This window comes from Brevibacterium sp. LE-L, from assembly GCF_050214925.1.
Classification (GTDB): Bacteria; Actinomycetota; Actinomycetes; order Actinomycetales; family Brevibacteriaceae; genus Brevibacterium.
Genome location: NZ_CP189759.1, coordinates 3,182,567 through 3,195,629, shown reverse-complemented (window position 1 = coordinate 3,195,629; position 13,063 = coordinate 3,182,567). Strand labels below are relative to the sequence as shown.

Annotated in this window: 14 protein-coding genes; 10 read left to right on the top strand and 4 right to left on the bottom strand. The window is 63.7% G+C overall.

What is annotated here, in order from left to right; translation table 11 throughout:
• The first annotated feature begins 69 nt into the window (after positions 1–69).
• A complete protein-coding gene (locus ACQE2J_RS14485) occupies positions 70–954 on the top strand; it encodes a PaaX family transcriptional regulator (protein ID WP_135537107.1) in 885 nt (294 codons plus the stop codon).
• 36 nt (positions 955–990) lie between these two features.
• On the opposite strand, the gene ACQE2J_RS14480 is transcribed toward ACQE2J_RS14485, so the two are convergent.
• Positions 991–2,136: a MalY/PatB family protein gene (locus tag ACQE2J_RS14480; protein ID WP_426936521.1), complete on the bottom strand. Its 1,146-nt coding sequence runs from the start codon at positions 2,134–2,136 to the stop codon at positions 991–993.
• A gap of 526 nt (positions 2,137–2,662) precedes the next feature.
• On the opposite strand from ACQE2J_RS14480, the gene infA reads away from it, so the two are divergent.
• The 6 genes from infA to rplQ all read left to right on the top strand — a co-directional run bounded on the left by infA (position 2,663) and on the right by rplQ (position 5,789).
• Positions 2,663–2,884 carry a translation initiation factor IF-1 gene (gene infA, locus ACQE2J_RS14475; protein ID WP_009379245.1) on the top strand — a complete coding sequence of 74 codons (222 nt, stop codon included), beginning with the start codon at positions 2,663–2,665 and terminating at the stop codon, positions 2,882–2,884.
• Positions 2,885–2,944: 60 nt separating this feature from the next.
• On the top strand, positions 2,945–3,058 hold the full coding sequence (gene rpmJ, locus ACQE2J_RS14470) for a 50S ribosomal protein L36 (RefSeq protein ID WP_009884960.1): 114 nt from the start codon (positions 2,945–2,947) through the stop codon (positions 3,056–3,058).
• A 210-nt stretch (positions 3,059–3,268) separates the two neighbouring features.
• Positions 3,269–3,637 (top strand): 30S ribosomal protein S13, encoded by a 369-nt coding sequence (gene rpsM, locus ACQE2J_RS14465; protein WP_025777905.1) that lies wholly within the window; start codon positions 3,269–3,271, stop codon positions 3,635–3,637.
• A 53-nt stretch (positions 3,638–3,690) separates the two neighbouring features.
• Complete coding sequence (gene rpsK / locus ACQE2J_RS14460) at positions 3,691–4,095, top strand: 30S ribosomal protein S11 (protein WP_135537105.1); 405 nt, start codon at positions 3,691–3,693, stop codon at positions 4,093–4,095.
• 150 nt (positions 4,096–4,245) lie between these two features.
• Positions 4,246–5,244, top strand: coding sequence for a DNA-directed RNA polymerase subunit alpha (locus ACQE2J_RS14455; RefSeq protein WP_135537104.1), 999 nt, complete (start codon positions 4,246–4,248; stop codon positions 5,242–5,244).
• Between the two features lie 23 nt (positions 5,245–5,267).
• On the top strand, positions 5,268–5,789 hold the full coding sequence (gene rplQ / locus ACQE2J_RS14450; RefSeq protein WP_425120280.1) for a 50S ribosomal protein L17: 522 nt from the start codon (positions 5,268–5,270) through the stop codon (positions 5,787–5,789).
• A gap of 309 nt (positions 5,790–6,098) precedes the next feature.
• Here rplQ and putP read toward each other — a convergent pair whose 3' ends face one another.
• Together putP and purU are read right to left on the bottom strand one after the other, a co-directional pair.
• Positions 6,099–7,619: a sodium/proline symporter PutP gene (putP, locus tag ACQE2J_RS14445; protein WP_135537102.1), complete on the bottom strand. Its 1,521-nt coding sequence runs from the start codon at positions 7,617–7,619 to the stop codon at positions 6,099–6,101.
• A gap of 683 nt (positions 7,620–8,302) precedes the next feature.
• Positions 8,303–9,154, bottom strand: a complete 852-nt coding sequence (gene purU, locus ACQE2J_RS14440) for a formyltetrahydrofolate deformylase (RefSeq protein ID WP_135537101.1) — start codon at positions 9,152–9,154, stop codon at positions 8,303–8,305.
• Positions 9,155–9,392: 238 nt separating this feature from the next.
• Here purU and glyA point away from each other — a divergent pair, with 238 nt between their 5' ends.
• Both glyA and ACQE2J_RS14430 read left to right on the top strand, forming a co-directional pair.
• Positions 9,393–10,667, top strand: coding sequence for a serine hydroxymethyltransferase (gene glyA / locus ACQE2J_RS14435; protein WP_135537100.1), 1,275 nt, complete (start codon positions 9,393–9,395; stop codon positions 10,665–10,667).
• On the top strand, positions 10,667–11,563 hold the full coding sequence (locus ACQE2J_RS14430; RefSeq protein WP_135537099.1) for a bifunctional methylenetetrahydrofolate dehydrogenase/methenyltetrahydrofolate cyclohydrolase: 897 nt from the start codon (positions 10,667–10,669) through the stop codon (positions 11,561–11,563). Before glyA ends, ACQE2J_RS14430 begins: the two co-directional genes overlap by 1 nt.
• A gap of 85 nt (positions 11,564–11,648) precedes the next feature.
• Here ACQE2J_RS14430 and ACQE2J_RS14425 read toward each other — a convergent pair whose 3' ends face one another.
• Complete coding sequence (locus ACQE2J_RS14425; protein ID WP_135537098.1) at positions 11,649–12,137, bottom strand: GNAT family N-acetyltransferase; 489 nt, start codon at positions 12,135–12,137, stop codon at positions 11,649–11,651.
• Between the two features lie 84 nt (positions 12,138–12,221).
• Between ACQE2J_RS14425 and ACQE2J_RS14420 the strand changes: the two genes are divergently transcribed.
• Positions 12,222–13,037 carry an exodeoxyribonuclease III gene (locus ACQE2J_RS14420; RefSeq protein WP_205683259.1) on the top strand — a complete coding sequence of 272 codons (816 nt, stop codon included), beginning with the start codon at positions 12,222–12,224 and terminating at the stop codon, positions 13,035–13,037.
• The last annotated feature ends 26 nt before the right edge of the window (positions 13,038–13,063 follow it).

Here is a 13,063-nt window from a genome sequence, read left to right as displayed (position 1 = left end):
CTTAGACGCATCGTCGCGATCTCGGTCCTGTCGGCACCGATACTTGTGTTTTCACGGTAGGATCTCGCCATGGCGAGTGTCTACGATGTCCCGAAACGTCAGACAGATGTGGGCGATCGCTATCGGATGACACGGATCGCCTTCGACGTGATCTCCGCGTTCGGATGCCTTCAGGCCAGCGGTCTGCCGGGTCCGGTGATTGTCAGCATCCTCGGCGAACACGGGTATTCGTCCTCGAGCGTCCACAACCAGCTCGTGCGGATGGTCCGACGGGGGATCCTTTGCAGTGAACGGGTCGGACGGGTGTCCGTCTACCGGCTCAGCGCGCACATCCTCTCAGGCTTCACCGATATCGCCGGCGATCATGTCTTCCCCGAATACGAAGGTCGCTTTCACACCATCCTGTACTCGGTTCGCGAGGCCGCACGAGGCGTGCGTGACCGTCTGCAGTACATCGCCCGCAGTCTCGGCTACGGACAGCTGCGCCCGGGGATTCTCGTGGGTTTCTCCGACCGCAGTGCGCAGCTGGATGCGCGTCTGCCCGCGATCGCCGATCCCGGCTGGTATGAGACCGCCGTTCTGACTCCCGAGTCCGTGGAGGCGGCACGCAGGATGACCTCCCGAGCCTTCGGCCTCGACGCGGCCCTCGCCCAGCTGCCTGCGCTGGAAGAGCGGATGAACGCACTGAGCGCAAATGGTTCAGCGCCGGCTACCGGACGTGTGGGACTGAGTCTCAGCAGCTTCTTCGATCTGTACTTCGATGTTGCCCGGGATGTGATGGCCCACCCTCTGCTGCCCGAAGTGCTCGTCGAAGGCACACAGCCGGCCGTGAGGTTCCGGAAGCTGATGAATCAGTGCAACCTCGAGTACTACCTCAGATTCGACCAGAGGATCCTCGAATGTGCGGGGTCGTGCTCGTCCTATGACCTCATCGAATGGCTGCCGCAGCGATGACCCGGGTCGCAGCCCTCATGCATGGTCCGAAGAATCTCAGAGAATCCGAGCGATCCGTTCGACCGCCTCGGTGAGCAGGGGACGGGGGAGTGCGAAGTTGAACCGGATATGTCCGGCACCGACCTCACCGCACAGTCGTCCCTCGGTCACTGCCACCCCCGCGCGGGAATTGATCGTTTCGGCCAGTCCCGACTCGAGACCGTAGCCGCGCAGATCCAGCCACGCCAGGTACGTGCCCTCCGGCTGGATGTAGGCGGCGTTGGGCAGTAGCGAGGTGACGAGATCGGTGAACAGGTCGCGACTGCCTTTGAGGTAGCCGTTGACCTCGTCGAGCCAGTCGAGTGAACGGGTATAGGCAGCTGTGGTTGCGAGCATTCCGGGATTCGATGCCGCCCCGGAGACGAATTGACCCTTCTGCTTCCACGTTTCTCGATCGCTCGGGGAGGTCAGGATCAGCTGTGCGCATTTGAGGCCGGGGATGTTGAAGGCCTTCGACGCGGCCGTCGCGGTGGTGGTGTGGGCGGCGGTCGCCTCGGTGAGGGTGGCGTAGGGAATGTGCTTGGCGGGGTCGTAGACGACGGGGGCGTGGATTTCGTCAGAGAACACCCGGGCCTCCTCGGCCTCGACCACCTCGGCGAGGGCCAACAGCTCGTCTTCGGTGTAGACCTTGCCGATGGGGTTGTGAGGGTTGCACAGAACGAGGGTGGCGCCGGGGGTGAGCGCAGCGGCGATGGCGTCGAGATCGAGCGACCACCCGGTTTCCGAGCGCAGCATCGGCGCTTCGATGAGGCGGCGGCCGGTGACCCGGGCGACGTCGAAGAACGGCATGTACGCCGGGGTCGGGAGCACGATCGGGGTGTCGGCAGGTGTGAGGTGGGTGAGCACGCCGAGGAACGCCGCGAGCACATCGCTGGCCGGCTCGATGTGTTCGACGGGGATCTGCCACCCGTAGCGGTCGGCGCAGAATCCGGAGGTCGCGGCTCTGAGTTCGGCTGTGAGGTCGGCGGGAGCGTAGCCGTAGAGGTCACGGTCGTCGATCACCTGGAGGGATCGGCGCACGGCGGGAGCGACGCCGAAGTCCATCTCGGCGATGAATGCGCCGATCGAACCGGGGAAGGCAGACCATTTGCGGCCGCCCTTCGCAACCAGGGACTCCTGCGTGATGGCGTCGAACTCGGACATCGTCGTTCTCCTCTGCTGGACGATTCGGCGGTACCGGGCGGAGCGGTGTGCGCAATCGCTCCGACCGTGACTGCTGCCGTGGGACGGACGGGCGCTCGTCGCACACAGCCGCATGCGTCGGTGCCCGCCCGAATGAGTTTCTCACGCTAGCAGTCGAGGCCATCGTCCGGTGCGCAGCCTGTCGTCGGGAGTCATAGGAGGGACCTGAATCGGCAGAGGGGAGCCGTGCCGGGCGGCTGCAGAGGGGAGCCGTGCCGGGCGGCTGCGGCACGGCGCGGACGGGATTGTAAGGGACTTCACGCGCAGAAGCGAACACCGTGTGGAAGATTCTTCGCACGTGGTGTAGGGTTGTGGATTGGTCTGTTCTCACTCAACTCACCCTTTTTCAGATGTGGGCGGCTTCTGCCATCCACGTCTTTTATGTGGTGACGAGAGCGACAGGCCATGGGGTCACCGGCATTGAGTCGGTGATACACGATTACGTCGAACGCGAAGGTTTCGCGGGAATACGAGGTTAGCGAGCGATATGGCCAAAAAAGAAGGGGTCATTGAGATCGAAGGCACCGTTGTCGAAGCTCTGCCGAACGCATCGTTTCGGGTTGAGCTGAGCAACGGGCACAAGGTGCTGGCACATATCTCCGGAAAGATGCGTCAGCACTACATCCGCATCCTTCCCGAGGACCGGGTCATTGTGGAGCTGTCTCCATACGATCTCTCGCGCGGACGAATCGTTTACCGCTACAAGTAAGGATCTTCGATCATTCGCGTCTTGCTCCCTTCAGGGCAAGGACCGAAAGAAGGAAAAACGATGAAGGTTAAGCCCAGCGTCAAGAAGATCTGCGAGAACTGCCAGATTACCCGCCGTCACGGTCGGGTCATCGTCATCTGCTCCAACCCGCGCCACAAGCAGCGCCAGGGTTGAGCAGCTCTTCGAGCAGATCGAAGCTCCTCTGAGGAGCTTCAGCAGCACCACACCCGCGCAAACCTCGCCATCTGCGCCCGGGCCCCTGTGAAGTGAGAACTTCTCAGGCGAAGGCACAGGACGATACCTCCGGTCGGGGGCCGGAGACCTTGGGGGACCAGGGACAGGTTTGCATCAGCACCTCCGAAACAACAACAGGAGACAGTACCTATGGCACGACTTGCCGGAGTCGACATCCCGCGTGAAAAGCGCGTGGAAGTCGCCTTGACTTACATCTATGGTGTGGGCCGCACCCGTGCGCGCCAGACCCTGACCGAAACGGGAATCAGCCCTGATACCCGTGTGAAGGACTTGAGCGACGCCGAGCTCGTCCAGCTGCGTGACTACATCGAGGGCACATTCCAGGTTGAGGGTGACCTCCGTCGTGAGGTGGCCGCCGATATCCGCCGCAAGGTCGAAATCGGAAGCTATGAAGGCCTGCGTCACCGCCGCGGTCTGCCGGTTCGCGGACAGCGGACCAAGACGAATGCGCGTACCCGCAAGGGCCCCAAGCGCACCGTGGCCGGTAAGAAGAAGTAATTCGCTCACCCCGGTTGGCTGCGGCCAACCACCTCGATCAGGAGTAGGAATCTATGCCTCCCAAGTCACGCGCCGCTACAGTGCGCAAGCCTCGCCGCAAGCTGAAGAAGAATATCGTCGCCGGCCAGGCTCACATCAAATCAACCTTCAACAACACCATCGTGTCGATCACTGATCCGAGCGGTGCTGTCATCTCCTGGGCCTCCTCAGGTGAGGTCGGCTTCAAGGGTTCGCGCAAGTCGACCCCGTACGCCGCACAGATGGCTGCCGAATCGGCTGCTCGTCGCGCGCAGGAACACGGCCTGAAGAAGGTCGACGTGTTCGTCAAGGGACCCGGCTCGGGTCGTGAGACCGCGATCCGTTCGCTGCAGGCCGCGGGCCTGGAACTGGGCACCATCCAGGATGTCACCCCGGTTCCGTTCAACGGCTGCCGTCCCCCCAAGCGCCGCCGCGGCTGATCCTTCCGTGGAACTGCAACGGATGACGGGCGGGAGCCCGGCATCGGTCGCAGAACGGATTCCCAGATAACCCGAACCGTTCTTCATGGCTCATGCCATGACGTGCAGTGCGAACGTCATATAGCGGATGTTCGCTGAAAGGAAGCCCACGTGCTCATTGCACAGCGCCCAACGCTCACGGAAGAAGTCGTCTCCGATAACCGCTCACGGTTCGCCATCGAACCGCTCGAGCCAGGATTCGGCTACACCCTCGGCAACTCGCTTCGCCGGACTCTGCTGTCATCGATTCCCGGTGCATCCGTCACGTCCATCAGGATCGACGGAGTTCTCCACGAGTTCAGCACCGTTCCGGGGGTCAAAGAGGATGTCACTGAGTTCATCCTCAACCTGAAGTCCCTGGTCGTGTCGTCCGAATTCGACGAACCGGTCGTCGCCTACCTGCGCAAGCAGGGTCCTGGCACTGTGACCGCTGCCGATGTCTCTGCTCCTGCTGGGGTCGAGATCCACAATCCGGACCTGCACATCGCCACGCTGAATGGTGAGGGTCGTCTGGACATGGAACTGACCATCGAACGCGGACGCGGATACGTTTCGAGCGCTCAGAACAAGAATGCGGATGCAGAGATCGGCCGGATCCCGGTCGATTCGATCTACTCCCCGGTTCTCAAGGTCACCTACAAGGTCGAAGCCACACGCGTCGAACAGCGCACTGACTTCGATCGTCTGGTCCTCGATGTTGAAACCAAGCCCTCGATGACTCCGCGCGACGCGATCGCGTCTGCGGGCAAGACCCTGGTCGAGCTCTTCGGCCTGGCTCGAGAGCTCAACGTCGAAGCCGAAGGCATCGAGATCGGACCCTCGCCTGTGGACGCGGCTCTGGCCGCCGATCTGGCGCTGGCCATCGAAGACCTCGACCTGACCGTGCGCTCCTACAACTGCCTCAAGCGCGAAGGCATCCACACCGTCGGTGAGCTCGTTGCTCGCAGCGAAGCCGACCTCATGGATATCCGCAACTTTGGTTCGAAGTCGATCGACGAGGTCAAGGCCAAGCTCAACGAGCTCGGTCTCAGCCTCAAGGACAGTCCTGCCGGATTCGATTCCGGTCTCGTTGATGAGGACCAGTCCTACGTCGAAGACGAACAGTACTGATTTAGACCTAGGAGTAACTCACAATGCCAACCCCAACCAAGGGCCCCCGCCTCGGCGGATCGCCCACACACGAGCGCCAGATGCTCAACAACATGGCTGCCCAGCTGTTCGAGCACAAGCAGATCACCACCACCGTGACCAAGGCCAAGCGTCTGCGTCCGGTCGCTGAGCGGATGATCACGAACGCGAAGAAGGGTGACCTGGCTGCACGTCGTCGCGTGCTCGGTCAGATCTCTGACAAGTCGGTCGTGCACGAGCTCTTCACCTCGATCGCCGAGGCCATGGCTGAGCGTCCCGGCGGTTACACCCGGATCACGAAGATCGGCCCCCGTCCCGGCGACAACGCCCCGATGGCCGTCATCGAACTGGTCCTCGAACCCTACTCGCCCAAGCAGGCGACCGTGAAGGAAGCCGAACAGGCGACCGCCGCTGCCGCTCCTGCTGAGGAAGAGGCTCCGGTCGAGGCTGAGGTCGTCGATGAGGCCCCCGAGGCTTCCGAGGAAGCCGCTGCCGAGGCCGACGCCGAGGCTGCCGAGGACAAGTAAGCTCCTCTTCCGACCGTCGGCTCCGCGGCTGCGGAGGCACGGCCGAACTTCTCAGGCGGGCACCCACCAGGGTGCCCGCCTGAAATGCATTCACTCCGCCGTCGGCCGCAACCGTGTTTGCCAATCGCGCATCGGCTTCTGCCGCCGATGAGCTGAGAGCGAAGACGCAGCGAAGGCCGGAGCATCATTGTGCTCCGGCCTTCGCTGGTTCCGCCTTCAGGCTCTGCCCTCAGCGGTTTCGCGCGAATGAGGACAAGTCATCGGTCGAGCGTGTGCGCAGGGAGCGGCGCGGAGGCCGCCGTGTCGCGCTCACTTCGCCCGCGACAGCACCACTGACTCGTCGAATTCTCGGTCGGATTCCTCATCGTGCTTGTACGTCAGCTTGCTGACGACGACCGCAACGATGAGGTTGATCGCGAACCCGGGGATGATCTCGTAGACCGCGTCCGTCAGCGGTGTGCTCACCTGTCCCCACACGAAGGCGACGACCGCGCCGGACAGCAGCCCGGTCAGAGCGCCCCAATTGCTCAGGCGCTTCCAGAACAGGGTGAGGAGGACAATCGGACCGAACGATGCTCCGAAGCCGGCCCAGGCGAAGGCGACGAGGTCGAGGATGCTGTTCGACGGGGAGAGCGCCAGCACTACGGCGATGATCGCGACGACGAGGACACCGAGACGGCCGAGGAGCACATAGGTTTTGTCCTGCAGCGTGCGCGTGGACCCTGTTCGCAGAGCGACGATCTTGAACAGGTCCTCGATGAGTGCCGAGGAGGTCACGACCAGCTGCGAGGAGATCGTCGACATGATCGCGGCGAGGACCGCTGCCAGCACGAGTCCGGCGATGAACGGGTGGAACAGGATCTGCGCGAGATCGAGGAACACGGTCTCCGCGTCCGTCGGCTCCTGTGCGGCGTGTTCGGAGAAGTAGGAGATGCCGACGATCGCGGTGGCCACGGCGCCGAGTGCCGAAATCGCCATCCAGCTGACTCCGATGCGGCGGGCGACGGTGGCGTCAGCCGGGGTGCGCAGCGCCATGAAGCGCACGATGATGTGCGGCTGACCGAAGTAGCCCAGACCCCACGCGAGTGAGGAGACGATCGACATGATCGTAGCGAAAGTCCAGAAGTCGCCTGAGCCCAGAAGATTGAGCAGACCCGGGTCGATCTCCGAGACGTTCCTGATCACGGCCGCCGGTCCACCGGCATTGATGACTGCGACGATCGGTACGGCGACGAGGGCTGCGAACATCAGCAGTCCCTGGGCGACGTCTGTCAGCGTCGCACCGAGGAAGCCTCCGAAGAGAGTGTAGATCATGGTGATCGCGGCGACGAGGAGCATCCCCCCGATGTAGTTGAGCCCGAAGCTCGATTCGAAGAACTTTCCGGCAGCGACCATGCCTGAGGAGACATAGAAGGTGAAGAACACGAGGATGATGACGCCGCAGACGATGCGCAGCAGGCGGGTGCGGTCTTTCAACCGCTGTTCGAAGAAGCTGGGGATCGTGATCGAATCACCGGCCCGCTCCGTGAACGCTCGCAGACGCGGTGCCACGAACTTCCAGTTCACCCACGCACCGATCGTCAATCCGATGGCGATCCAGGCCTCGATGAGACCGGAGAGGTAAACGGCTCCGGGCAGTCCCATGAGCAGCCATCCGGACATATCCGATGCGCCGGCGCTCAGGGCCGCCACGCTCGGGCGCAGACCACGCCCGGCGAGCATATAGTCGTCGAGGTTGTTCCTGGTCCGGCGATAGGCGAACCATCCGATGGACAGCATCCCGACGAAATAGAGAACGATGGCAATCGTACGGAAAGTGGTTTCCGTCATCTGAGCTCAGCTCCTTCTGTAGACCGAGGCGACTTTACAGCAGGAGTGGTTCCGGGTGTGAATTCGCTGGCAATCTGCATGGCGCGAGCCTACACCTCCGTCGCCGCGTACGGGGGCGGTGTAGTCGAATCGCAATGCTTCGGTGACGTTGCCGAGGCGGCAGACGACGGTCGACCCCTACCGCGGGGACGTATGCGGGGTCAGCCGCGGGGACCGCGGCGCCGCGGTCGGCGATCATCCGACGGTGAACGCGGCGAGCGGGGGATCCGGAAGGGCTTCGCGGCAGGCTGTGTTTGCCTCAGTGAACTGCGCATCGGCCGGTTCCAGACGGCCTGACGGTGATGGAGGTCTGCAACCGAGAAGGTGGGCCATACGCCGGCGAGATGTTTGAAGAACGGGGGAAGGTGCTGATGAGATAGGTGTGGCCGGGATCGAAGTGGCGCATCGTGTCGAGGTTCTTCTCCAGGTTCGTTCGGGCCTGTGTTCTCCGGGCCCGTGTTCGTCACCATCGCGACCTTGGCCAGGGCCGGCCCGGCAGCCGCGCCGGATGGGTGCGAAGAAAGCGGTTGTGTCAGAAACACATCATCGGCCGCTTCCGGTGCGGCAGAGTCTCGCCGAGGCGGACCGGTCCGCTCTGGAACGGCGTGGCGACGGCCGAGCCATGACCTCGCCGAGGCGGGGTATCAGTTGAAGACGACCGTGCGATGTCCGTCCATAAGGACCCGCCCCTGAGCATGCCACGCGACCGCGCGGGCCAGCACCGCCGCCTCGACGTCCTGTCCGCGTTGGACGAAGTCGGCGATTGCGCGGCTGTGGTCGACGCGGGCGACATCCTGTTCGATGATCGGGCCTTCGTCGAGGTTGCTGGTGACGTAGTGGGCGGTGGCGCCGATGATCTTCACTCCGCGGGCATGCGCCTGGTGGTACGGTTTCGCACCCTTGAAGCTGGGCAGGAACGAGTGATGGATGTTGATGACTCGGCCTTCGAGGCGGTCGCAGAGTTCGGGGGAGAGGATCTGCATGTACCGGGCGAGCACGATGAGTTCGACGTCGAGCTCCTCGACGAGGGCGGACAGCCGCGCCTCGGCTTCGGGCTTCGTGTCCTTCGTGATCGGAATGTGGTGGAAGGTGTGCCCGTGGAATTCAGCCAACGACCGCAGATCGTCATGGTTGCCGACGACGCCGACGATGTCGATGGGCAGCTGAGACGACGAATGCTGGAACAGGAGGGTATTGAGGCAGTGCGCGGCTTTCGACACGAGGATGAGGGTCCTCGTCCTCTTCTCCGCCGGCTGCAGGCTCACGGTCATGGCGAACCGGTCGGCCACCTCGGCGAGTTCGGTTTCGAGGGCACCGGCGGTGACCTCGGCGGCGGTGGAGAACTGCAGGCGCAGGAAGAACTGTCGGGAATCGGGGGAGGAGAACTGCTGCGATTCGGTGATGTTTCCGCCGCGCCCTGCAAGGACTCCGGTCACGGCATGGACGACGCCGGTCGCATCTGGGCAGGTGACACTGAGGATCCATTCGCGGTTCATGGTCTCGATCCTAAACCGTGTGCCGGGTTCGCACCGACCCGGTGTCGGCATGCGGGTCCGTCGGATGGTCCGATCCGCCTCAGGCGGATGGTCGCGTTCCGACCGCCTCGAATCGGGTGTTCGGCAGGCGGTCGCCGCGGTGGGCGCGCGGACTTCGCTGTTAGCATGGTCTGCGGGTGTCCGCGGCGGCAGATCGCCCTGTTTCACCCTCTACATCGGATGCCACAGGAGAGTACTCATGACCGAAACCTCGATGCAGGCCTCGCTTGCAGACATCGATCCGCAGATCGCTGAGGTCCTCGACCTCGAGCTGGGCCGCCAGCGTTCAACTCTTGAGATGATCGCCTCGGAGAACTTCGTCCCCCGCGCCGTGCTCGAAGCACAGGGCTCGGTGCTGACGAACAAGTATGCAGAAGGATACCCCGGCAAGCGCTACTACGGGGGCTGCGAATACGTCGATGTCGCCGAGAACCTCGCCATCGACCGGGCCAAGAGCCTCTTCGGGGCCGAATATGCCAACGTCCAGCCCCATTCGGGTGCTTCGGCCAACGCTGCGGTCATGCACGCTCTGGCCCGTCAGGGCGACAAGATGCTCGGCCTGTCTCTGGCCCACGGCGGCCACCTCACTCACGGCATGAAGATCAATTTCTCCGGCCGCCTCTACGATGTCGCCTCCTACGAGGTCGACCCTGATACGTACCGCATCGACATGGACAAGGTGCGCGAGAAGGCTCTCGAGCATCGTCCGCAGGTCATCGTGGCCGGCTGGTCGGCCTATCCCCGCCAGCTCGACTTCCAGGCCTTCCGCGAGATCGCCGACGAAGTCGATGCGAAGCTGTGGGTGGACATGGCCCACTTCGCCGGACTCGTCGCCGCTGGTCTGCATCCGAATCCGGTGCCCTTCGCCGATGTCGTCTCCTCGACGGTGCACAAGACCATCGGCGGACCCCGCTCCGGGTTCATCCTCGGCAAGGAGGAGTTCGGCAAGAAACTCAACTCCGCAGTCTTCCCCGGCCAGCAGGGCGGACCGCTCATGCACGTCATCGCTGCGAAGGCTGTCGCCTTCAAACTCGCCGCGTCCGCCGAGTTCAAGGAACGTCAGGAACGCACTGTGCGCGGTGCCCAGATCCTCGCCGAACGTCTGCTCGCCGATGATGTCGCCGAGGCCGGCGCCACCGTGCTCACCGGTGGTACGGATGTCCATCTCGTGCTCGTCGACCTGCGCAATTCCGCACTCGACGGTCAGCAGGCCGAGGATCTCCTCCATTCGGTCGGCATCACCGTCAACCGCAACGCCGTGCCCTTCGACCCGCGCCCGCCGATGGTGACCTCGGGGCTGCGCATCGGCACCCCGGCCCTGGCCACCCGCGGTTTCGGTGACGAGGAATTCACCGAGGTCGCCGATGTCATCGCCGAGGCGCTCAAGCCCGGTGCCGATGTCGAGGCGCTCGCCGCCCGAATCGCGAAGCTCAGCGACTCCTTCCCACTCTACGAAGGGCTGGAACAGTACTGATGAGTGCACAGATCCTCGACGGCAGGGCCTGCGCCAAGCAGATCAAGGCCGAACTCACCGAGGCAGTGGCGGAACTGGCCGAGTCCGGGATCGTTCCCGGTCTCGGTACCGTCCTGGTCGGCGAAGACCCGGGCTCGAAGTGGTACGTCGCCGGCAAGCATCGTGACTGTGCGGAGGTGGGCATCCACTCGATCCGCCACGATCTTCCCGAAACGGTGTCTCAGGACGAGCTGCTGGCCGTCATCGACGAACTCAACCACGATGACGCGTGCACCGGGTACATCGTGCAGCTGCCGCTGCCGGCTCATATCGACACCGACACGATCCTCGAGGCCATCGATCCGGGCAAGGATGCCGACGGTCTGCATCCGACGAACCTCGGCCGGCTCGTGCTCAATGTGAATGCGGAGATCACGACCCCGCTGCCGTGCACCCCACGCGGTGTCATCGAGCTGATGACCCGCAACGGCATCGACCTGGCCGGCAAACATGTCGTCGTCATCGGTCGCGGAGTCACCGTGGGTCGGTCTATCGGTGCCCTGCTGACCAGGCGTGAGCACAATGCGACGGTGACGCTGACGCATACGGGTACGCGCAACCTCGATGAGCTGCTGGCTCAGGCCGATGTCATCGTCGCGGCCGCCGGTGCGGCGCGGATCGTCAAGCCCGGGTCGGTCAAGCTCGGCGCGATCGTCCTCGACGTGGGTGTGTCGCGAGAGACGGACCCGGAGACGGGGAAGTCGAAGATCGTCGGCGATGTGGATCCGGCAGTCGCCGAGGTGGCGTCCTGGGTGTCACCGAACCCCGGAGGCGTGGGACCGATGACCAGAGCTCTGCTGCTCAAGAACGTCGTCGACACCGCCCAGCGCACCACCACCCCAACCCCAGCCCCCTAATTGCTACGTGACGGCGGCCCAGCAACCTCGCGCGAGGTTGCTGGGCCGCCGTCAGGTAGTTCTGGGGAGGAGGAGGGGTGTGGGGTCAGTCCTCGGCCAGCTTGAGTTCGAAGAAGACTCGCGGATCGCCGTCACCGGCGTAGTCTTCGATGAGTTCGCCGCTGAAGCCCAGCGAGGAGTGGAATGAGATCGCACCCGAGGACTCGGGCAGCGTCGTCGCCTGCACCGAAGCCACTCCGAGCTTCCGAGCATGTTCGATGAAATGCTGGTAGAGATGACGACCGATTCCCTGGTGTCGGAAATCCGTACGTGCAGCGACCAAGTGGATGTAGGCCGGACCGTCATGGGGAATGACGCCGAGCAGATAGCCGACGATCTCCGAACGGTAGCGGGCCACCAGGCCGGACGTGACGAACTGGCGGAACCAGTAGGCGTCATGGTCGCGGCTGAGGTCGCGGTCTCCCCAGAAATTCTCCTGAGCACCCAGCAGGAACTCTCGCATCTCACGGGCGTCGACCTCATCGAGCTGTCGGATGCTCAGCTGCTCGAGATCGATCGTTTCGTCACCAGCCATGGCGCCTCCTGAAGTTTCTCATCATTGCTCACACTATATCGCCCTGTCCTGGATGGGTAGTGCGCTCATGTCATCATAGAACACATGATTCGGATTGCTTCAGTCAACGTCAACGGAGTCCGCGCAGCATGGAGGAAGGGGATGCCCACCTGGATCGATGCGGCGAAACCCGACTTCATCACCCTGCAGGAGGTGCGGGCCGCCAACGATATCGCCCACGGTGTCCTCGCCGACACCGGGTACACCACGATCAGCCATGACGCGGAGGCCAAGGGCCGTGCCGGGGTGGCGGTGATGGCCCGGACCGAGGCCGAAGCCAGCCGGGAGGGCCTCGGTGATGACGGCTACTTCGATCGTGCCGGACGGTGGGTGGAGACGGACTACCGCCTCGGTGACGGTTCGCTGCTGACCCTGGTCTCCGCCTACGTCCACTCCGGCGAGGTCGACACCCCCAAGCAGGAGGACAAGTACCGGTTCCTCGACCGCATGACCGAGCGGCTGCCGCAGCTGGCGAAGAGCTCGGACCATGTGCTCATCACCGGTGACCTCAACGTCTGCCACACCGAACGGGACCTGAAGAACTGGAAGGCCAACCGGAAGAAGGCGGGATTCCTGCCCGAGGAACGGGCCTACTTCGACGGCTTCTTCGGTGAGGTCGGCTATGTCGATGTCCACCGGAGGCTCAGCGGGGACGTCGACGGGCCCTACACCTGGTGGTCGATGCGGGGCAAGGCCTTCGACAACGACACCGGATGGCGCATTGACTATCAGATGGCGACTCCGGCCCTCGCCGAGGCGGCGGTGAAGGCCACCGTGGACAAGGCCGACAGCTGGGCGGAGCGGTGGTCGGACCACGCCCCTTTGGTCATCGACTACGACCTGCCCGCCCCGACCGCCTGAGCCTGCGGTCGAAAGACGGCAGCGAA

What these genes read in the sequence shown, in the direction of transcription:
- glyA (WP_135537100.1), top strand. Translation starts at nt 9,393, where the DNA reads ATGACCGAAACCTCGATGCAGGCCTCGCTTGCAGACATCGATCCGCAG.
- rpsK (WP_135537105.1), top strand. Translation starts at nt 3,691, where the DNA reads ATGCCTCCCAAGTCACGCGCCGCTACAGTGCGCAAGCCTCGCCGCAAG.
- ACQE2J_RS14430 (WP_135537099.1), top strand. Translation starts at nt 10,667, where the DNA reads ATGAGTGCACAGATCCTCGACGGCAGGGCCTGCGCCAAGCAGATCAAG.
- rpmJ (WP_009884960.1), top strand. Translation starts at nt 2,945, where the DNA reads ATGAAGGTTAAGCCCAGCGTCAAGAAGATCTGCGAGAACTGCCAGATT.
- ACQE2J_RS14425 (WP_135537098.1), bottom strand. Translation starts at nt 12,137, where the DNA reads ATGGCTGGTGACGAAACGATCGATCTCGAGCAGCTGAGCATCCGACAG.
- rpsM (WP_025777905.1), top strand. Translation starts at nt 3,269, where the DNA reads ATGGCACGACTTGCCGGAGTCGACATCCCGCGTGAAAAGCGCGTGGAA.
- ACQE2J_RS14485 (WP_135537107.1), top strand. Translation starts at nt 70, where the DNA reads ATGGCGAGTGTCTACGATGTCCCGAAACGTCAGACAGATGTGGGCGAT.
- ACQE2J_RS14480 (WP_426936521.1), bottom strand. Translation starts at nt 2,136, where the DNA reads ATGTCCGAGTTCGACGCCATCACGCAGGAGTCCCTGGTTGCGAAGGGC.
- putP (WP_135537102.1), bottom strand. Translation starts at nt 7,619, where the DNA reads ATGACGGAAACCACTTTCCGTACGATTGCCATCGTTCTCTATTTCGTC.
- purU (WP_135537101.1), bottom strand. Translation starts at nt 9,154, where the DNA reads ATGAACCGCGAATGGATCCTCAGTGTCACCTGCCCAGATGCGACCGGC.
- infA (WP_009379245.1), top strand. Translation starts at nt 2,663, where the DNA reads ATGGCCAAAAAAGAAGGGGTCATTGAGATCGAAGGCACCGTTGTCGAA.
- rplQ (WP_425120280.1), top strand. Translation starts at nt 5,268, where the DNA reads ATGCCAACCCCAACCAAGGGCCCCCGCCTCGGCGGATCGCCCACACAC.
- ACQE2J_RS14420 (WP_205683259.1), top strand. Translation starts at nt 12,222, where the DNA reads ATGATTCGGATTGCTTCAGTCAACGTCAACGGAGTCCGCGCAGCATGG.